The sequence below is a fragment of the Rhizobium sp. CB3171 genome (genome assembly GCF_029714265.1).
Taxonomy (GTDB): Bacteria; Pseudomonadota; Alphaproteobacteria; order Rhizobiales; family Rhizobiaceae; genus Rhizobium.
The window spans coordinates 1,159,289-1,176,468 of sequence record NZ_CP121653.1 but is presented as its reverse complement, the minus strand read 5'-3'; the positions used below and the strand labels follow the sequence as shown (position 1 = coordinate 1,176,468).

Here is a 17,180-nt window from a genome sequence, read left to right as displayed (position 1 = left end):
GAATTAGAAACGCTCAGGGCGAATGAGAGCGTAGATCAGGTAAGCGGTGAGAAACAGGGTCACGCCGCCGCCGAGAATGTAATCCAGGAGCATTGGTGTCTCTCCGACTAAAGGCTGTCGCAGGCTTTGGTGTAAGCGACGCACAGGATGAAAAATAAAACACCGATCCCGATAAGAAGAATGTCCATCATTGATCGTTGATCCTTGATTTGTTCTTGTTGAGCGCCGAAATAGACTGAAGGCACCTTCGAAGAAGGCGCCCTTCACATCCTCCCGGCGGGGAGATCATCTTGCGAATATCTCGGACATCAATATGCGGCCGAACAGCATTAAGGTTCGAGACGGCGGGTGGGGGAAAGATATAAAAATCTTATAAATGCCGGGCCTGTGTGGCGGAACGAAACCGTAATGGGACACAAGGTCGAGGCTACCGGCGAACCGCTCCGCAATCCCAGCTTTTCGGGCGTTTTCTTTAACAAAATCAATGAAGTTGCGTGTTTTGACGGAAGGAAGTGCGGGATTGGCCTAAAAAAATGAAATCGGACCGGCACCGACATACCAATATTGGCAGGAGGCGGACGAGCACGCCATTTTCGATATAGAGGAGGGTGAAGCCGTCAGCGACTTCCGACACTCTGGCGACGGCCGGCGCCGCAGCATCTATTGAACTTTTCACCTGAGCCGCAGGGACATGGATCGCCGCTGCGACGTTGCAATCGACCAATCAATGGCAGCAGAACAACGGAAGGCAACAACCTCGCCGCAACGGCAACCAGCTTGGCCGAGATGCCCGGCACGACGAGACGGCGGCCGGATTTGAATCCGCGCCAGGCGCGTTCAGCCACATAAGCCGAATCCAGTTTGGGTAGAATCTTGAATAACGTCGCCCGGCCAGCGCCGGATCTTTCGAGGAATTCCGTGGACACCGGCCCCGGGGCGACACATGTGACGGTCACGCCAGTGCGGCGCAGTTCCTGATGAAGCGCTTCCGAAAAGGAACGCACGAAGCTTTTGCTGGCATAGTATAACGCCATATTCGGCCCCGGAAGGAACCCTGCTATGGAGCCGAGATTGATCACGCCGCCGCGCCGCCGTGCTGCCATTTCCGGCAAAAAACGAAGGGTCAGATCGGTGAGGGCGCGTATGTTGAGATCAACGATCCCGAGCTGATCTTCGATAGGAAGGATGGTTGCCGCGCCACGCAAACCATATCCAGCGCTATTGATGAGAACATCACAGACCAAACCGTTTGCGGACAAGAAATCATGAAGACGCGTCGATGCATCGGACGCGACAATATCCAGCTCCAGTACGTAAGCTTCGCCGCCGGCTTCCCGCACGTCAGCCGCAGCAGCCGCCAGACCTTCCGATGACCGCGCAACAAGCACGACAGCAGCCCGCTCGCGAGCAACGATTTTGGCCATTGCCCTCCCGATGCCCCGCGATGCACCGACGACCACGACTGCAAGGCGCCCCTCTTGCTGAAGGCTCATGTCGCAGTTCCAACGGCGGCCGTGCTGGGCACAGCTTCGCTTTGAGCAAGGGCTCTTACTTCACAGGCAACGTCGTCGTTCAATATCTTTTCGAACCGCTCCAGAGCTCGCGCCACATTGGCCCCGTCCATCACTCTATGGTCGTAGTGAATGCGCACGGTTACCGTTCCGTTCTTGCTGATCGGGCCGTAGTTCAGCAGCGTCGTCAATGGCGTAAGCGGATTGAGGGACTCTGCTCCGAGACCCGAATAGACCGACAGTTGAAACGTGCCAAAAAAGCGTGGCCGTTGTCTGCCGATATTCAACCCAAGCCACATCATCAGCCATCTAAGGGGCCCCGGCAGACGCGCAAATTTCAACATCCGCCGGAATTCCTTTATTTCAAGAACCGGACGTGACCGAGCGGCCGTGGTGAGCGCCTCGAGCTCGGTGATGGATCTCTTCTCGGGGCGCTTTATGAGGCTGAGCAATACGACCCTCTCACCCTCATGTTCGCGCTCATGGGCAATTGAGGCCACGCTTTCCGGGTATTCATAAAGCTGCGCTCTGGGCAACTTGACGTAAGCGCGCCGCAATTCCGGAATCTCGCTGGCAAGAAGCGCGTATCCCTTCAGGAAAAGCACGGTCCAGGACGGCCTCATTGGCTGTGTCTGCATCGCTCTGGCGGCCAGCAGCGGACCAAGATTCATCTGCCGCTGCACCGCAACCCGCGGCACGCCGATCGAGAATCTCATCAAATCTCCGACAAGACGTCGTGATGCTGATAGCTTGACGGTTCGCCCTCGCATGGTGCCACCTCTAATAGAGATAAGGGATAATTCGCTTCGTGCGATCCATATAGGCGCGATAGTCGGGGCCGAAATGTTGCAGCATCATACGCTCTTCTTTGTCTACCCGTAGGAAATAAAGGATTGCAAAGCCCAACAGGCCTGCCAACCCCACCACCCAGTTCGACAGCAAAAAGGCTTGTCCAAGCCCCATGAGCAGGAAAGAGGTGTACATTGGATGGCGGACGAGGGCGTATGGGCCGCTGCAAACCAGCTTGTGCTTTTCGCGGATCTCCAGCGTTATCGACCAGTTCTTGCCGAGCTCCTTATGGGTCCTGCGGAAAACCCACATTGCTGCGAAGGACAAAATCGTTCCAACGCCGACGGCCCATGCATGGGCAGGATAATCGGCCATCCGTGGAATGCCCGTCGCGACATAGATTCCGGGCACAACCGCAAGGCCCAGAAGAGCCGCGGCGAGCCCGATGGTCTCGATCTGTGAGCGTTGATCTTGGATAACCCGTAAACGCTTGGCGCGACGCGCGAATGGATAGCGAATAACGTACCAGGCGACGACCCCGAGCACCCAGATGATTTGGCCGGCCCCTGCTGCCGATGCGGTCAAATTGTTCACCAAAGCCTTTCTGCAATCCGCGATCGTCGACGCACCCCAGCGATACGACCACGCTCGCTCCCCAGTTTCATCGACAATTTAGCGGAAGAATCAAATAGTACCAGAGCAGCTCGCCGACTCGCTGAGATAACGCCTCAAGCCGTGTTTAGCTCTCGAAGCTGCGTAATGAACTGTTGCGGCCTGAGCCAGATACCGGGAGTCTTATATCCCATGTGTCGTGCGATGTTCCCCACCCAGGCATTGCAATTGTCGACCGTTGCTTGCCACAGATGGGAAGTGGCCTGCTGCTTGCGTATGAAAGCAACAACATCAGCGTATTCGGCATCGCTAAGCATGACCCGCCAGCTAGCCGACCTGTACTGTTCTTCCAGGTCACCATCGGTCGCTCCGGTCGTGGCCGGCACCGGTACAAAATGGCCCAAGACGTAAGGCCCAGGATCCGGCGAGGCCGGCGCAAGGCCCGCAACTTCGGGATCGATCATCTTCCCATTCTCGTCGGCGCGTCCAAAGACCACATAGGTATGGCCGTAGGTGAGTGCATAGCGCGAACGAAATTCGATAAAGTGGCCGGCTTTGTTTTGAGCGGAGGCTGTTGCCGGGCCATGGCGGTTGGAAGTGTACCGGGGTTGGGGACTTTTATCTTCCGTCTGGCACGATGCTGTCGCCAACGCCAACAGGATTGCAAGCGAAAGGCCACCCATTCCACGCATCATCGGTACGCTCCATTAGAAAGCCCTGACAAGCGCGGGGCTTGAAGTAAGCGATCAATTCTTCGCCATTGTGATTGTAAGCAGGATCATTTGGCGGGTTTTGGGAGGGGGGGTCTAATCCGGCCCCCCCTCTCATTTAAGGCTAACCTTACTTGTAGACTGCCGCTGCTGCGGGCGGCGGTGCCTTACCCTTTCCTTTGCCAATGTCTGCGCAAGCGCTGAGATTGGCAACGGCTAAAACAGAGATGATTACGATTAGAATTCTGCTCATCAAAGAAGTCCTCTCTCCTCAGGATTGCATTACTTATGGTAGGCAACGAATCAAATAGTAGTCACAACTAACATATAGGCCTAGTGCAGAAAGAACACACTGCGACGGATTATCTGTGTTTTTTTCTAACCTTCTTAAGTTGCCCGTGGTCAAACTGTTGGGGTCGATGAATGAACATTCGATCAGATGACCAGCACCCGCGTCCCTACAGGGGCGCGGCTATAGAGGTCGACAATATTTGAGTTTGTCAGACGGATGCATCCGTTAGACACCGCATGACCTATCGACCAGGGAGCGTTTGTACCATGCAGCCGGAACATAGTGTCATGTCCGTCCTGGTAGAGGTAGAGAGCCGCCGCGCCTAGTGGATTGAGCGGCCCGCCCGGCACGCCGTCCGCATACTGCATCAGACGAGGCTTACGTTGCATCATGTCATCGGTGGGCTTCCACGACGGCCACTCCGCCTTACGTCCGATGGTGGCTTCCCCTTTGAAGCTCAACCCCTCTTCACCAACAGCAACGCCGTAACGCGTTGCCCGGCCACCTTGCTCGACGAAGTAGAGATAGCGCTCCGACGTATTGACGACAATCGTTCCCGGTGGTTCGCCTCCATCGTAAGCTACCTCTTGTCGCCGAAGGCGAGAATCGTTATCCGGGTCCCTCCCAAAGACGTTGTATCCAAGCGGAGGTCCATCCTGCGACCCTGACACGCATCCAGAAATCATCAAAGTCAGACTACCGAGCACCAGCCCCCGGCGCGTGACGCGGCTTTCGTCCATTTCCACCTGCCCAACAATAGATTAGCCCTACGCTCGTCTTTAACATCGCCGCGTTTCAGAAGCCATCACCACATTAGCTGATTCTGATTGAGTGATTTGAGAAACATCGAAAACCGAAAGCTGCATCTGTTATGATGTTGAGCGAGCGGCGTGGGGTCTTACACCGGCTCTACCATTCAGACGGACGAAAAAGAGATCAGGAAGCCGGGTACGGCTCCGCGCGGCTGCAAATGTGCAGTTGTGTATCGTCGAGGAAACCACTTGCATCAACCATCGGCCTCTGCTCGATTAGCACGAACTAAAAGGGGAGGGATATTATGAAGCTAGGCCTCGACGGAAAAGTCGCGGTTGTGACAGGGGCTGGCTCTGGGATCGGAGCCGCTATTTCCCTTCAACTCGCCGGCGAGGGAGCCAAGGTTGTCGTTGCCGATCTTGACGTCGAAGGAGCGCGGCGCGTCGCCGACGAGATTTGCGCGCAGGGAGGCCAGGCTTGTGCCTTTGCAGTCGACGTTTCCGATGCAGAAGCCGTCAAGCGGTTAGTCGATTTCAGCGTCCAGACCTATGGTGGCCTCCATTTAGCGGTCAATAACGCTGGGTTCGATGGTGTGCGAAAGGCAACCGCGGACTACCCGCTCGACCAGTGGCGGAAGTTGATGAGCGTCAATCTGGATGGCGCCTTTTACTGCATGAAATATGAGATCGCCGCCATGCTGTCGGGTGGCGGCGGCGCTATCGTCAACATAGCTTCCATCCTCGGTTCGGTTGGATTGCCCTTTGCATCGGCGTATACGGCGGCCAAGCATGGTGTTGTAGGACTGACGAAGGCTGCCGCAATCGAATACGCGCGAATGGGCATCCGTATCAATGCCGTCGGTCCCGGTTGGATTCAAACGCCGCTTCTGTCGGAGCATTCGGAAGCAACAAGCACCCGACGTATGGAATTACTCCAGCCCATGGGCAGACGCGGAAACCCTGAGGAAGTGGCGGCTCTCGTATGTTTCCTTCTATCGGAACAGGCAAGCTTCATCACTGGGAGCTGCCATCTGGTGGACGGAGCTTATACTGCCCATTAAACACGGTAAAACCGAATCAAAGATGGCGAGCTGCTTTGTGCGGCCAACAAACTGCACAGCCGCCGCCCTCGCAGTGAGGTTGCGCTCCCTAAATATTAAGGATTTTCAGCTATTTCCTTCGACAGCTTGTGAGACTCAGACCGGGGCGTGGAAACGCTACAAGGTTAGGAATAAGCATGGTGGACGGGCGCGCAGGCTTAAGCCAAAGGCGTCTGTGCCAGACTAACCTCAGGTTTCCAACGCTCGGCTTCTGCAGCCTTGCGCATCTTTGATCCTCTGATGCGGCTAGTCCGGTTTTTGGCCGGCACACGGGCGGAAGGACGGTGTGTACGGAGGGATGACAACATTGCGGGAAGACTATCGAAGCCAGCGGAATGGCTATCTCGACGCCCCATTGTTTTCTCCGGAACAGTGGCTCAGCTCCCTGACGCCAACCGCCGTTTGGCGACTACTGATCCTCAGCTTAATCTGTATGGCAAGCTTGGATTGGCTTTTCCGGACCAGCGGCATTCACAATGTCGGCCTGCTCTATATGCTGCCAATTTGTGTCGCGTGCTGGCGTTTCGGTTTCAAAACTGGGATGAGCATCGCGGTCGCGGAAATCATATTGTCGGTTGCGACCACACTAGGAATTTCCGGTCATCTCGACGCAAACGCGATGGTCGAACTGGTAATGCAACTTATCAAGTTCGGATGTGTCGCTGGTGTCGTGACGCGCTTCCGGCAAAGTTTCGACCGGGAACGCCTCCTCGCGCGGCGAGATTGGATGACAGGAATTTTGAACCGGCAGGAGTTCCAACGCCAGGCTGAAGCAATGCTGTCATCGGCAACGACGCGCAATCAGTCTTTGCTACTTGCCTATTTCGATCTCGATGGCTTCAAGGCCGTTAACGATCGGTTCGGACACCAAGCAGGGGACCGGCTCCTGCAATGCCTTGCAGAAGAGGGGAAGGCACTAATCGGCTTGGAGGACTGTTTCGGACGGATAGGCGGCGACGAGTTTGCCATGTTGATAAAGCTATCCAAGGCAGAGTGCGCACCAGAAGTGGCTGAGCGGTTGCACGCGGGATTCATGGCGGCATTGGAGAGCACTGGCCACAGTGTCACATGCAGCATGGGCGCGGTAGTCGCCCTTCCTGGTGACAGCGCTTCGCTGCACGAGCTGATGCGCCAGGCTGACCAGCTCATGTATGCGGTGAAACGCGATACGAAAGCTGGCTTCAGCTTGGCGAGCTGTACTCCTCCGTCTGACTCTGAATCCTTGCTGTCTCCAAGACGTCAGACATGCTCGGCATCATAAGGCGACGGATGTTTTCACGTCGAGGGTGGCGGGATCACCCAAACACGGTAAGTGGATTGGGACTTTGTAAAACCGGGCTGAGGATCGGATTGAACTGCCTGAAAACGCTGGGTTTTTTGCGGCGGTTAGGGGGCATCTCCCGGATTAAACCGGCTCTAGTCTCGGATTGTATTTTCGCCGCAAATATTCAGGCATTTTCCGGGCGTTTCCTTGAAATTTGATTCGCTCCTGAATTGGCCAACACCTTGGTGTTCGGTGATGAACTCCCGACCATTCGCATGGAATTTCAGCCGTAAGGACGCAGCTGGTGCTCGACCGGCACCATTTTCGATGATTTCGTCTTTGCGGGATCTCGCCTCACAACCTGACACATCTGTCGAATTGCTCTTCGCCTGAGCAATAAGAGCCCAACGTAGCATCGAAGGCGTCATTGCGGGAAAAGGGTGGTCGAAAATGATATCTGCTGAAGAGTGAGTGCTGAAATAAATTGATGGAAAAGATGGAGGCGGCAACTGCCACGACACCTAAGCGCACCGTCAATTTGGCGGTCGATTACGGAGGGCTGGTCCAGCACAGGGATGGTTGAGTTCAAAGATGAGTTAAGTTGATCGGTCCGCGCCGATCATACTCCTACGACCTCTTTCATGATCGAAATGATGTCGCGGTACCCGGGATCGTTTTCGAACTCCAGTACCTCGGCAGCCAATCGCCCGAAGACCATTGGCAACGATTTTTTCCCTCGCGGCATCGAACGCGAAGCGATCTCGCGGAGCACTTGCTTGACCGCTGGCAGTCCGGAGCCGGTTACCGCGATACCCTCACGTCCTGCATCTACCCACCCTGACGCTGTGAGCGTTTCCAGATCAGGTTCAGTTCCATGACGGATTACCGCACCTAAGGTTTCGGTAAAGTGGATCGCGGCCTGCAGTGGAAGTCCGTCAAGCCAGGTGTAGCCGCCAGCGCTCTGCATGATACGCGACGACAAATAGTGCTCGAACGGCGACGACGCGAGCTGAGCTGTAGAGCGCTCGATCAGCTTAAAGTTCTCGCGTACCACCCAGAAAAAGTCTGCGCTGTCCTGCCAGGTCCGCCCCCTGAACGTCATTAGCTGGCAGTCGTGAACTGGGCAGCAGCGCATTGATTTGAGCATCCATTGGACTTTCGCAAAAGTGCGCGTGAAATTGCCTTGCTGCCCCACACCTTCGATCACACACTGGGGGCAGAGTCTGCAACGGAGCGGGTCGACGAACCGCCTCGCGAAGAGATGCCCATTGACAACGACATTGCATCCGACCTGCGTGGCGAGCCCGTCAAAGAGTCGTGCCGGGGAGATTCCCGTGATCTCGGCGAAAACCTGCACGTCCCGGTGCTCGCCATTCATCAATCCACGGAAACTGAATTCAAAAAGCTCCGCAAAATAGGATGCGGACCTCACGCCGTAGGCCGCCGCCAACCTGGAGCAAAAGCTCCCAATGGGTTCTCCCGCGTTGAATTTCACTACTGGCTGGATGGTGCTCAAAGGCCGAGTACCTTTGCTTGTCGGCGATGCTCTTTCTGCCAGAGGCGGTCGGCATCACGAAGCTTCGCCAGACGAGGCGTGATCTCGCTCCAGTGCGCGACGGAAAAGATGTTGTCGAGGGGGCCGCAGCCTGAGAAATGGCTGTACGCTTTCTTGAAGTGCTCATCGGTCACGATCGCGTGGTCGTCCCAAATTGCAATTTCGGTGGCTGCGCGGATGATCTGAGTGATCGTTCCAAAATCGTGCTCGCCAGCGTGCCCCAGGCGCTTGATGAAGTCTGGGTCATCGTGGAGCGTGGTCTTGAGGGAGGCATGCTCCGTAATGATCGTCTTGGCTGACCTGAACCGCCTTGGTGGGCTCTCCGGGCATGGTTGCAGTAAAGTCTATTCCAACGTCCCCTGACGAGCTGTGGTCGATGACCAAATATCCTTTGGAGTTGAACAGCTTCATCATCAGTTTTTCAAAAAGATAGCCAGTACGGGCAGAAGCGGGGATCGCAGGCATTTGAAAACTCTCAGTTTGACAATGTGAGGAGATTTCCGGCGTGAATACCGGGTACAAAAATTTCTTGACCTGTCAGCTCGCAGGCGATCTCGTCTAAGAACTGAATTGGAGCTGTCTTGATAAATTCGGCCAGGAGCCAGTTTCGCTGGGTTTCGAGCAGTTTCGAGAGCTTGAGCGGATCGTATCTCGAAAGTTCGCTTAGACGGTGCATATGCCTACGTTGAGGCTTTGGGGAGAAGCGGGCAATTGGAATATTTGTGTCTGGGCATGGACACCGGGGCCAGGACCAGGCGATTTCACAAAGAAGCTGACGTCGTTGGACGACGTTTTGCAAAATATCGTCAGCTATTTTTTCGACCCGAACGATGAGCATTTCAAAGAGGTAGAACTTGCTCGCCGCGACAGGAAGCGGAGAGGTTAGATTTGGAGCCATTCTTGCTCTCGGAGGCGCAACGTTGATGGCGGCCGACGTAGAGACAAAGCAAGCTTTTGAGCGCGAATAATCATTATTCCATGGAGATCGAATTCCGTTGGGATGGATGCTTCGGATGGACAGATCCCTGCCGTGGGTGCGGTTTCATTCGCTACCAAGCTCAAAGCGATACCCGGGGAATGACGTCGACGAAGGGATCCTTCTCGGTCGAGCATATATTCTTGGCAGTGCGGTATTAGGACAGGACGCCGATTGCTGGCTGGTTGAATGCCGACCACAAGGGCTGAACCCTCCGCTTTGGCGTGTTCCTTTGAAGGGAGCGGTATCGACGACATTTGCAGATGGAGACGAAGGCACCCTTTGGTGCGCCCATGTATCCATGACCCATTGGCGGCAGGGCGCTTTCGACTCCATGTTGCTCGCCATCGCAGACGAGAAGACGGGACCGACGCTTTGGATGGATCGGCAAACAGGAAGGATTTTTGCCCCATATTACAGCGGTTTCGACTTGTTCCCATCATCGGCAGACGAGGTCGAACAGTTGAGAACGGCCTATCGAGATTGGCCGTCTTCTCACCCCAAGGGGTTGTGACAACAATGGCCGCAGTGTGCAACGTCGGGCTTGGCATTACATGGCAGGTGCAGACATCAATGACCTAAAGACCAAAGACGCAACAGAAACTGGATCGTCAAGCCCACGACAACCACTGCGCTCACCACAAAAGTGATCTTCCGCCCCAGCTTTATTTGTTTTTCACGCATTTCGACCGCCGATAGCGGTGCCTCAGAATTGGATCGCAATCTGGTTCGTTTTGCATTCAACCAGAAAGTATCGAAAACGGCGGCGCTCACGACAACTGCCAACGCGACTTCAAACGCTGTGGCGCTGAAACGTCCACGAAAATACAGCAAAAGGCTGATCGCAGCCAAACTGAAGCTGCTTAAAGCTAACGTTCGAAGAAGGTCACGACCTCTAATTTCATTGAGCATTGCCAAACCTCAGAAACCAACGTGCCAATGAGAGTGGAAAATGTGGGATGGATATGCAATCGATAATTGATATTCCACTTGCGTATGCGGCGCGATGGTAAACGTCAGCTTATTGATGTTGATGCGCTTAGTTACGTGAGACTTGGTCTCCTCAGGAATCAAGTAAGTTGTTCAAGGTGAATAAGTCACCGCTTACCGATCTCGACGCTATGCCGACGACATTGATCGAAAGGCACGTCTGTAACGTCATCGGAGGCGCAATTGGCTCCGCAAGAATTTGACGTGCTCTTCTAAATGCATAGGCTGTCTGCAACGCGAAATGGGAGGTCGTTGCGATCATGTGCAATCTGTATCGCATGGAGGACAAGGACTGGGTCGCCAAATGGGCTCAGGACGCTGAGAGCCTGATCAACCTGATGCCCGCCTATCAGATGAACCCGGATCAGATGGGGCCAATCGTCCGCAACACAGCCGATGGCCGCAAGCAGCTTGCGCACGCGCGGTGGGGATTGCCGTCGCCGTTTTTCGCGATCAAGCAGGCGGCTGAAGCCCGAGCGGAGAAACTGCGGCAGAAAGGCAAGCCGGTCGATATGGATATGCTCATTCGGATGGAGCCGGATAAAGGCGTCACCAACATCCGAAATCTCAACCTCCCACATTGGAAGAAATGGTTCGGCGTCGAGAATAGATGCATCGTGCCGGTGACCAGTTTTGCCGAACCGGACCCTGCCAGCAAGGACGAGGGTGGCAACACGCCAAACGCCTGGTTCGCTCGCGATGAGAGCAAGCCACTGATGTTCTTCACAGGCGTCCACGTTCCCCAGTGGACGAGCGTCAGGAAGGTCAAGGACGGCCCGACGACCGGCGACCTCTATGCCTTCTTGACGACCGATCCCAACGATGTCGTGAAGCCAATCCATCAGAAGGCGATGCCGGTTTTGCTCCTGACGAAGGAAGAAACAGATGTCTGGATGCGGGCACCATGGGAGGAAGCGAAGGCGCTGGCCCGGCCACTTCCAAACGATATGATCATGGTATCGTCACGGGAATCGTACGGTTCGACCATCGTCACCAGCTCCGGGGAGCCGATGTCGCAGGCAACGTTGCTCTAAATCACGTGACGAGATTTCCTTGCTGCATCGAAGTCATGGGCGGATCGATTGAAAGCTGTTTTGTCGCCATACTAGCCATCAGCTCGAATGCCGACTGGTCACTCTGACATAATATCCGTCGGGATCGGAAAGACACTATCGAGCACCGCGTGGAGCGATTGAAACAGGGTTTCGGTGCACGCTCGATATCACAGCTCGTCGCAATTTCCATTGCTGCACGCATCGAGGGGAAAAGCATGAGAACCTGGCCGTTGGCAAATTGTGCCGAGGACGCGGGTGCCGAGATCGACGCCTAATCTTCGGAGTGTATCGGGAAACGTGTTTCCCTAAATTCTCATCCACACCTTCCGCAGCCGGGTTCCGAGGCATTCGGCAAGCTGCTGATCCTGGTCGCTTGTCGTGTTGGCGATATTAGGATTGCGAGCCTCCAGCGCAAAGCGGCCGAACGCAGCGGGCCAGATATAGCGTAAATCGTTCAACGAAACGTTGGTGCCGCAGCAAGGGGTCTTGATGTTGAGATTTTCAAAGCGATTGGCAGAAGCTGCATCCATGGCGCTTTCCCACCACAGTTCAGCATCCGCGCCGCAAGCGCTGCACTCGACGCCCGACCAGTTCTGAACAGGGTGGTAGAACGTGACCTCGTCTTCGAAACTTGCTTCCACGCTATCTGCCCCTGGCGCGATCAATTTTAGCAACGACACAGCTCTGTCAGCGTCACTAGGAGAGGGCTGCCAGTGCGGGTCGTCTGAAATGAACAGCAGGAAATTGTCGGACAATGTTGTTCCCCCGAAAATCCACGGTAGCGGCGTGTCACTGGTGACCGATGAAGCCGCTAAATCCACCAAATATCCAAACTATAAGTAATATGACGGTTATCAACGCGACAAAAAGGATCCGGTTGAGGATGGCCTGTCGCCTTGCAGTCTTCTCAGATATGACCTGATAGGCCTTCTTGTGCGCTTCTTCAGCGTCACGCATGTAGCTTCTGGGCCCCAAGCTTTTTCCAGGGCCGACAGCATTGACGAGGCCACACGCTATTATGATGACGAAAAAAAGCAGATACGGGAACATCGTGGCGTCCAGCGTTATCTTTGATGCTCAAATGCATTTTGGCTAAGCCAGGGCATTAACCCCTATCCGATTATCTCGTCACCAATCGTCAACAGAACGGTCAGTGGTCAAACGCCGATCTGAATACGCTACTCGGCACTGAGAAGCATACAGCTAGGTAGGCCGGTTGCGCGAGGTCGAAACTAAAGAGCCATGCTCAAAGCGTGATTGAGAGCCACGGCCATCTAGTCTTGTAGTCCTGACATTTCCTGAGAAATGGGTCCATTTGAGGGTTTTTTGGATTGATGCGTAGAGTGCCGTTCCGCATGTCGGCGAATCCGTCCGGAGCATAGACCTCGCCACTTCCGATGCCGATTCCGAACTGGGGACAGGTGATTAGGTAGCGGTCAATGCCGTCTTCAACTCGCGTCAGCGGTGGACAAGGGGAACCGAATTTCTGTGGGTACCAGAGGTGAACACGGGCCTGTTGCGTAAGATTACTGCACTTCGACGCTTTCCGCCGTTCGTGAGTTTTCTTCATCTTGATGGGTGTCTCACCGCTTCAGCTCTTTAAATCTCGATCCGAACTTCAGAGGGTGGCGGTACCCTCAATGCATGTCGTTACTTCACCGCCAATCCAGATTTCCTTGCCCAGCTGGTGAACATGGACGCGGCCCGCTCGTCCGAGAACGGTACCTTGGCTCGCGACATATGAAGATGGAGCGATCCCGCTTCCGATCAGCCATTGGGCGAGACCAGCATTCAGGCTTCCGGTGACGGGATCTTCAAACCCGGCGGCCGTGAAGGCGCGAACCTCGAAATCGGCGTGACGTTCGTCCTCTCCAGTATTCCAAGGCGCTACAACCCCGACCCGCAATCCGGATATCGCTGCAAAATCCGGTCGCAGCGCCAGAACCTCCTCTCGCGAACGTAGCAGTACCGCGAGCCATCCCGGGCCGTTATCCACCCAATTTGCATCGATAACGGCACCCTCCGCCAAATGCAGTCCCCCGATGACCCGGGTCAGAATCTCCCGTTCAACAGGTCCACGACGACGTAAGGCCGGAGCGGCGAAGGAAAGACGATTGCCGTTGCGACGAATGCGGATCAGACCGGCTTCGCATTCCTGCACGATCTCGCTCCCACTGGATTTACCACCGGACGCCAACCATACTTGGCAGCTCCCCAAAGTAGGATGACCGGCGAATGGAAGTTCACCTATCGGTGTAAAAATACGGACGCGATAGTCCGCCTTGTCCGTCGTCGGTTGGAGAAGGAAGGTTGTCTCGCTGAGGTTCGTCCAGTTGGCGAAGGAAGCCATCTGGCTATCTGTCAGTGTGTCTGCGCCGACGACGACGGCTAGCGGGTTGCCCCGCAGAGCCTGAGACGAGAAAACATCTACTTGCTGGAATAAAAATTTAGTGGGGCTTTTCGTCAAAACATATTCTTTCTGTGTCAGATCGTATTTCAGATCATCAGGCGGCTGCAGTCGGCAACTCTCACGACGCGCTGTGGTAGCATCGGGTATGCGGGAGTAGCCAGGGTCGCTACGACAGCGAAGCACCGACATTGCGGCTATGAAACCACATCCCTTAGCGGTCCCGACAATTTCCACACCTAATTCGCATCGCAGACCTCGATTGTTTTGATATCCCCCGCGTGCTGACGTGGGGGATTGACCCCCCAATGTATAGTGCAATTATCGGATGCCATAAGCAGTGAGAGGTTGATATGTCTATCGCTACTTTGCCTTCGCCGCCCTATTACGTCGTTTGCTTTTCGTCTCAACGGACTGAAGTCGAAGACGGGTATGGTGACATCGGCGCTGCGATGGTTGACCTGGCAAAGCAGCAACCTGGCTTTCTCGGTTTCGAAAGTGCTCGCCGTACTGATGGCTTCGGAATTATCAACTCATATTGGAAAGACGAGGAGAGCATCCTGGCATGGAAAGCAGTTGTCGATCATGGCGAGGCTCAGCGTCGGGGCAGGGTAGACTGGTACACACGGTATGAAATCCGCGTCGCACTCGTTCAACGGGCCTATGGGTTTGAAGCACCGCCAAGGAATACCCAGGTTTCTCCTGGATAAGGCATTTAGCGTAAGCGCGGTTCCTTGCCTAAGATTGTGAGATGTGGCCCAGGTTTGGTCGAACGAGGGAGACATTCTCGACGTCAATTCCTCAGCGGCAGGTATGTCATGGCAGATAGTCAGTTTCAGCAACTGCAAGCCGTCGTTAACGAAAGTCAGCTGTTGTCACCGCTGCTGCAGCGCTGGCGTGAGATCGCGCTTCCGGACGCCTGGCTCGTGGCCGGTGCAATCGCTCAGACGGTCTGGAACCAAGCTTTCGGCTTTGCGCGGGATCAGGGCATCAATGACATTGATATCGTCTACTTTGATGCGAGCGACCTTTCCGAGGACGCGGAAGCAAAGCATGCCGCTCGAATCCGAACTGCCTTCTCCGATCTGCCCATCTGGATCGATGTGAAAAATGAGGCACGGGTTCACCTCTGGTATGAGGCGAAATTCGGATATCCAATCGAGCCGTACAAATCGACTGTCGACGCCATCGCTACGTTCCCGACGACTGCGACGGCGGTCGGGATGCGTCCCCACAATGGCGGTTTGGAATTATGCGCCCCGTTCGGCCTTTCCGACCTTCTCGGCGGCGTTGTCCGTGCGAACACAAGACAGATCACACGGGAAGTGTACGAGCGGAAGGTCGAACGGTGGATCAATGTCTGGCCAAATCTCACGGTCGTGAGCTGGGTTTAGGCGCATGCGGCGAAGTCAAAAATGATAGAACTGGCTACCGATCTTGACAGGCAGCGCTCGGCGCTCCGAGTGAAAAGGTGTGGCATCATAATTGGAACGGACTGATAGATGACAGAGGCAAGCACCATCGCGCTCAATCCACGGCAACTCCACGCCAAGGCCTGGGCCGAGGAGTACGAACTCATCGACCGCCAGCTTTCTCCTCTTGGCTTGCGAGCAATGGATGAACTGCGTTTGCGGCCAGCGGAAACCGTGATCGACGTCGGTTGCGGAACAGGGCAAACGCTCCTGCAGTTGGCAGAGCGTGTCGGTCAGCACGGACTGATCTACGGTATAGATATCTCGGAACCGCTTCTGCGGGTCGCCGGTCAGCGCACAAGCAAATTTGAAAACGTGCAGTTGATTGAAACTGACGCTGAGGTGTTGGATTTGCCATCCGGCAGTGCGGATGCGGTTTTCTCACGATTTGGCGTGATGTCACTCGTTGATCCTGTCGCCGCGTTCTCCAATTTCCATCGTTTGTTGAAGCCAAAGGGTAGGCTTGCATTCTGCTGCTGGCGGCCCTTTCGATGCAATGAACTGGATAGATTCCCATTGCATTCGGCGGGATTTCAATCGCCAGCCGACGAAACCCCCTTTAGCTTTTCGGACCCCGAATATGTCAGGACCGTTCTCGCGTCCGCCGGGTTCAAAGATGTCGTAATCGCGCCTTACGACGAAGCGGTTACGAGCGGTGACGTTGATGCGATGACACGCGTGCTGCTGAGCGTCGGCCCGCTTGGTAAAATCGCTCGCGAAAATCCTTCGATCAAGTCGGCGGTCGAACCCAAATTGCGAGAAGCTCTCGCGGGCCTGGGCGATCCGTCCAAGGTGGAATTGGTCGCCTCGGTGTGGATCGTAACGGCGAGGGCATGAAAGATGGTGGGCAAGGTGAGCTATGTCGCCGCATGCCAAGTTTGGGGCCAGTCCGGCAGGAAAAGGATTAAATGGCGAACGCTGCAAATGCCACTTTTTAGAAGGCTGTCACTCATACTTCGCGAAAATGCTCAAGCATCCGATGCTGTTCGTTCGGTTGCCCAAATGGTCCGAGTCCATCCCACAGGTCGGGCGCATCTAGCTTGCCGAGCAGCATAAGACTGAGGTCGTGGGGGGACTGCTGGTCGAACCGAAACCAATCTTCCACGCGACCCGTTTCGCGAACAACGACGCGTCTTCTGCGAGTCGGATTCAAATCCCACGCCTTCACTTTATTCGGTCCAATCCGTTCGCCCCAGGGGGTGACGACCCCATCGGGCGGACAACGCGCAATTTCCACGAGAAACCCACCGCCGTTTCTGTCGAATTGAAAAGTGAGAAGATCAATGGACTGCACGCCAATTCTACGAAAATGAGGGAAACTACCTGTGAAGCCGGTGCGACGTATGCACGGCACCACAGAGGCCAGCAATTCGCGCACCATCTCCGTCCTCGATACACTCATTTAGCGATCCCTCTCATACAGCAAACGACGTCAGCGTCGATTGGAACGCATAAACGCTCTCCGCGCTACACAACATCAGTCTACCCGTGCATGAGAGCAGGGAAAACCGTTGCCATCACCGCGCGGCTGCCATCAAAACTGGCCATTTCTCCTTGCCGTCCGCCTCGGCATAAGTGGGGAGTTTTACTTCGGCACTTTTGTTGGGAAAATTCATTCGGCGGTGTTGCGGCTGTGGTGGAAAGGCCGGTCAAAGAATCTAATGCCGACGCAGATGACCGGGAACGGCCAAGTTG

At 55.2% G+C, this 17,180-nt stretch carries 23 protein-coding genes; 8 read left to right on the top strand and 15 right to left on the bottom strand.

The annotated features are described in order from the left end of the window. Nucleotides 1-3: 3 nt before the first annotated feature. From kdpF to QA648_RS24790, 7 genes are all read right to left on the bottom strand, one after another. Nucleotides 4-93: a K(+)-transporting ATPase subunit F gene (gene kdpF / locus QA648_RS24820; protein WP_034509905.1), complete on the bottom strand. Its 90-nt coding sequence runs from the start codon at nt 91-93 to the stop codon at nt 4-6. Nucleotides 94-617: 524 nt separating this feature from the next. Beyond that, nucleotides 618-1,493 (bottom strand): SDR family NAD(P)-dependent oxidoreductase, encoded by an 876-nt coding sequence (locus QA648_RS24815; RefSeq protein WP_283054088.1) that lies wholly within the window; start codon nt 1,491-1,493, stop codon nt 618-620. Continuing rightward, nucleotides 1,490-2,281 (bottom strand): hypothetical protein, encoded by a 792-nt coding sequence (locus QA648_RS24810; RefSeq protein ID WP_104826728.1) that lies wholly within the window; start codon nt 2,279-2,281, stop codon nt 1,490-1,492. Before QA648_RS24810 ends, QA648_RS24815 begins: the two co-directional genes overlap by 4 nt. Before the next feature lie 10 nt (nt 2,282-2,291). Then, nucleotides 2,292-2,885 (bottom strand): protein-S-isoprenylcysteine O-methyltransferase, encoded by a 594-nt coding sequence (locus QA648_RS24805; RefSeq protein WP_104827878.1) that lies wholly within the window; start codon nt 2,883-2,885, stop codon nt 2,292-2,294. Nucleotides 2,886-3,028: 143 nt separating this feature from the next. Continuing rightward, on the bottom strand, nt 3,029-3,607 hold the full coding sequence (locus QA648_RS24800; RefSeq protein WP_104826729.1) for a hypothetical protein: 579 nt from the start codon (nt 3,605-3,607) through the stop codon (nt 3,029-3,031). A gap of 145 nt (nt 3,608-3,752) precedes the next feature. After that, the gene (locus QA648_RS24795) at nt 3,753-3,875 is read right to left on the bottom strand and encodes an ABC transporter (RefSeq protein WP_283054087.1); all 123 of its coding nucleotides are present in this window, start codon (nt 3,873-3,875) and stop codon (nt 3,753-3,755) included. Between the two features lie 182 nt (nt 3,876-4,057). Then, complete coding sequence (locus tag QA648_RS24790; protein ID WP_283054085.1) at nt 4,058-4,654, bottom strand: L,D-transpeptidase; 597 nt, start codon at nt 4,652-4,654, stop codon at nt 4,058-4,060. Nucleotides 4,655-4,971: 317 nt separating this feature from the next. On the opposite strand from QA648_RS24790, the gene QA648_RS24785 reads away from it, so the two are divergent. Together QA648_RS24785 and QA648_RS24780 are read left to right on the top strand one after the other, a co-directional pair. Further along, entirely contained in the window at nt 4,972-5,727 is a 756-nt protein-coding gene (locus tag QA648_RS24785; RefSeq protein ID WP_283054084.1) for a glucose 1-dehydrogenase, read from the top strand. Nucleotides 5,728-6,073: 346 nt separating this feature from the next. Beyond that, complete coding sequence (locus QA648_RS24780) at nt 6,074-7,027, top strand: GGDEF domain-containing protein (protein ID WP_283054083.1); 954 nt, start codon at nt 6,074-6,076, stop codon at nt 7,025-7,027. A gap of 622 nt (nt 7,028-7,649) precedes the next feature. Here QA648_RS24780 and QA648_RS24775 read toward each other — a convergent pair. Continuing rightward, the gene (locus QA648_RS24775) at nt 7,650-8,546 is read right to left on the bottom strand and encodes a TniQ family protein (protein WP_283054082.1); all 897 of its coding nucleotides are present in this window, start codon (nt 8,544-8,546) and stop codon (nt 7,650-7,652) included. Nucleotides 8,547-8,683: 137 nt separating this feature from the next. Between QA648_RS24775 and QA648_RS24770 the strand changes: the two genes are divergently transcribed. Continuing rightward, a complete protein-coding gene (locus tag QA648_RS24770; RefSeq protein ID WP_283054081.1) occupies nt 8,684-8,884 on the top strand; it encodes a hypothetical protein in 201 nt (66 codons plus the stop codon). A gap of 176 nt (nt 8,885-9,060) precedes the next feature. On the opposite strand, the gene QA648_RS24765 is transcribed toward QA648_RS24770, so the two are convergent. Then, nucleotides 9,061-9,483, bottom strand: a complete 423-nt coding sequence (locus QA648_RS24765) for a YaaC family protein (RefSeq protein WP_283054080.1) — start codon at nt 9,481-9,483, stop codon at nt 9,061-9,063. Between the two features lie 115 nt (nt 9,484-9,598). On the opposite strand from QA648_RS24765, the gene QA648_RS24760 reads away from it, so the two are divergent. Further along, complete coding sequence (locus QA648_RS24760) at nt 9,599-10,075, top strand: hypothetical protein (RefSeq protein WP_283054079.1); 477 nt, start codon at nt 9,599-9,601, stop codon at nt 10,073-10,075. 56 nt (nt 10,076-10,131) lie between these two features. Here QA648_RS24760 and QA648_RS24755 read toward each other — a convergent pair whose 3' ends face one another. Beyond that, nucleotides 10,132-10,473, bottom strand: a complete 342-nt coding sequence (locus QA648_RS24755) for a hypothetical protein (protein ID WP_283054078.1) — start codon at nt 10,471-10,473, stop codon at nt 10,132-10,134. A 338-nt stretch (nt 10,474-10,811) separates the two neighbouring features. Here QA648_RS24755 and QA648_RS24750 point away from each other — a divergent pair, with 338 nt between their 5' ends. Beyond that, nucleotides 10,812-11,585: an SOS response-associated peptidase gene (locus QA648_RS24750; RefSeq protein WP_283054077.1), complete on the top strand. Its 774-nt coding sequence runs from the start codon at nt 10,812-10,814 to the stop codon at nt 11,583-11,585. 326 nt (nt 11,586-11,911) lie between these two features. Here the strand turns inward: QA648_RS24750 and QA648_RS24745 are convergent, their stop codons facing one another. From QA648_RS24745 to QA648_RS24730, 4 genes are all read right to left on the bottom strand, one after another. Continuing rightward, nucleotides 11,912-12,361 carry a hypothetical protein gene (locus tag QA648_RS24745; protein WP_283054076.1) on the bottom strand — a complete coding sequence of 150 codons (450 nt, stop codon included), beginning with the start codon at nt 12,359-12,361 and terminating at the stop codon, nt 11,912-11,914. Between the two features lie 34 nt (nt 12,362-12,395). Further along, nucleotides 12,396-12,656, bottom strand: a complete 261-nt coding sequence (locus QA648_RS24740) for a hypothetical protein (protein WP_283054075.1) — start codon at nt 12,654-12,656, stop codon at nt 12,396-12,398. A 196-nt stretch (nt 12,657-12,852) separates the two neighbouring features. Further along, the gene (locus QA648_RS24735; protein WP_283054074.1) at nt 12,853-13,176 is read right to left on the bottom strand and encodes a nucleotidyltransferase family protein; all 324 of its coding nucleotides are present in this window, start codon (nt 13,174-13,176) and stop codon (nt 12,853-12,855) included. 48 nt (nt 13,177-13,224) lie between these two features. Next, nucleotides 13,225-14,073, bottom strand: coding sequence for a PhzF family phenazine biosynthesis protein (locus QA648_RS24730; RefSeq protein ID WP_283054073.1), 849 nt, complete (start codon nt 14,071-14,073; stop codon nt 13,225-13,227). Between the two features lie 293 nt (nt 14,074-14,366). On the opposite strand from QA648_RS24730, the gene QA648_RS24725 reads away from it, so the two are divergent. The 3 genes from QA648_RS24725 (at nt 14,367) to QA648_RS24715 (ending at nt 16,322) form a co-directional block, all read left to right on the top strand. After that, on the top strand, nt 14,367-14,723 hold the full coding sequence (locus QA648_RS24725) for an antibiotic biosynthesis monooxygenase (protein ID WP_283054072.1): 357 nt from the start codon (nt 14,367-14,369) through the stop codon (nt 14,721-14,723). A gap of 108 nt (nt 14,724-14,831) precedes the next feature. Further along, on the top strand, nt 14,832-15,407 hold the full coding sequence (locus QA648_RS24720) for a nucleotidyltransferase family protein (RefSeq protein ID WP_283054071.1): 576 nt from the start codon (nt 14,832-14,834) through the stop codon (nt 15,405-15,407). 108 nt (nt 15,408-15,515) lie between these two features. Further along, nucleotides 15,516-16,322: a methyltransferase domain-containing protein gene (locus QA648_RS24715; RefSeq protein ID WP_283054070.1), complete on the top strand. Its 807-nt coding sequence runs from the start codon at nt 15,516-15,518 to the stop codon at nt 16,320-16,322. 112 nt (nt 16,323-16,434) lie between these two features. Here the strand turns inward: QA648_RS24715 and QA648_RS24710 are convergent, their stop codons facing one another. Continuing rightward, the gene (locus QA648_RS24710; protein ID WP_283054069.1) at nt 16,435-16,866 is read right to left on the bottom strand and encodes a DUF4304 domain-containing protein; all 432 of its coding nucleotides are present in this window, start codon (nt 16,864-16,866) and stop codon (nt 16,435-16,437) included. Nucleotides 16,867-17,180: the final 314 nt, after the last annotated feature.

Bases quoted from the DNA above. Each gene is read 5' to 3' on its own strand.
- kdpF (WP_034509905.1), bottom strand. From the start codon at position 93: ATGCTCCTGGATTACATTCTCGGCGGCGGCGTGACCCTGTTTCTCACC.
- QA648_RS24815 (WP_283054088.1), bottom strand. From the start codon at position 1,493: ATGAGCCTTCAGCAAGAGGGGCGCCTTGCAGTCGTGGTCGTCGGTGCA.
- QA648_RS24810 (WP_104826728.1), bottom strand. From the start codon at position 2,281: ATGCGAGGGCGAACCGTCAAGCTATCAGCATCACGACGTCTTGTCGGA.
- QA648_RS24800 (WP_104826729.1), bottom strand. From the start codon at position 3,607: ATGATGCGTGGAATGGGTGGCCTTTCGCTTGCAATCCTGTTGGCGTTG.
- QA648_RS24795 (WP_283054087.1), bottom strand. From the start codon at position 3,875: ATGAGCAGAATTCTAATCGTAATCATCTCTGTTTTAGCCGTTGCCAAT.
- QA648_RS24790 (WP_283054085.1), bottom strand. From the start codon at position 4,654: ATGGACGAAAGCCGCGTCACGCGCCGGGGGCTGGTGCTCGGTAGTCTG.
- QA648_RS24785 (WP_283054084.1), top strand. From the start codon at position 4,972: ATGAAGCTAGGCCTCGACGGAAAAGTCGCGGTTGTGACAGGGGCTGGC.
- QA648_RS24770 (WP_283054081.1), top strand. From the start codon at position 8,684: ATGGCTGTACGCTTTCTTGAAGTGCTCATCGGTCACGATCGCGTGGTC.
- QA648_RS24765 (WP_283054080.1), bottom strand. From the start codon at position 9,483: ATGGCTCCAAATCTAACCTCTCCGCTTCCTGTCGCGGCGAGCAAGTTC.
- QA648_RS24760 (WP_283054079.1), top strand. From the start codon at position 9,599: ATGGACAGATCCCTGCCGTGGGTGCGGTTTCATTCGCTACCAAGCTCA.
- QA648_RS24755 (WP_283054078.1), bottom strand. From the start codon at position 10,473: ATGCTCAATGAAATTAGAGGTCGTGACCTTCTTCGAACGTTAGCTTTA.
- QA648_RS24750 (WP_283054077.1), top strand. From the start codon at position 10,812: ATGTGCAATCTGTATCGCATGGAGGACAAGGACTGGGTCGCCAAATGG.
- QA648_RS24740 (WP_283054075.1), bottom strand. From the start codon at position 12,656: ATGTTCCCGTATCTGCTTTTTTTCGTCATCATAATAGCGTGTGGCCTC.
- QA648_RS24735 (WP_283054074.1), bottom strand. From the start codon at position 13,176: ATGAAGAAAACTCACGAACGGCGGAAAGCGTCGAAGTGCAGTAATCTT.
- QA648_RS24725 (WP_283054072.1), top strand. From the start codon at position 14,367: ATGTCTATCGCTACTTTGCCTTCGCCGCCCTATTACGTCGTTTGCTTT.
- QA648_RS24720 (WP_283054071.1), top strand. From the start codon at position 14,832: ATGGCAGATAGTCAGTTTCAGCAACTGCAAGCCGTCGTTAACGAAAGT.
- QA648_RS24715 (WP_283054070.1), top strand. From the start codon at position 15,516: ATGACAGAGGCAAGCACCATCGCGCTCAATCCACGGCAACTCCACGCC.
- QA648_RS24710 (WP_283054069.1), bottom strand. From the start codon at position 16,866: ATGGTGCGCGAATTGCTGGCCTCTGTGGTGCCGTGCATACGTCGCACC.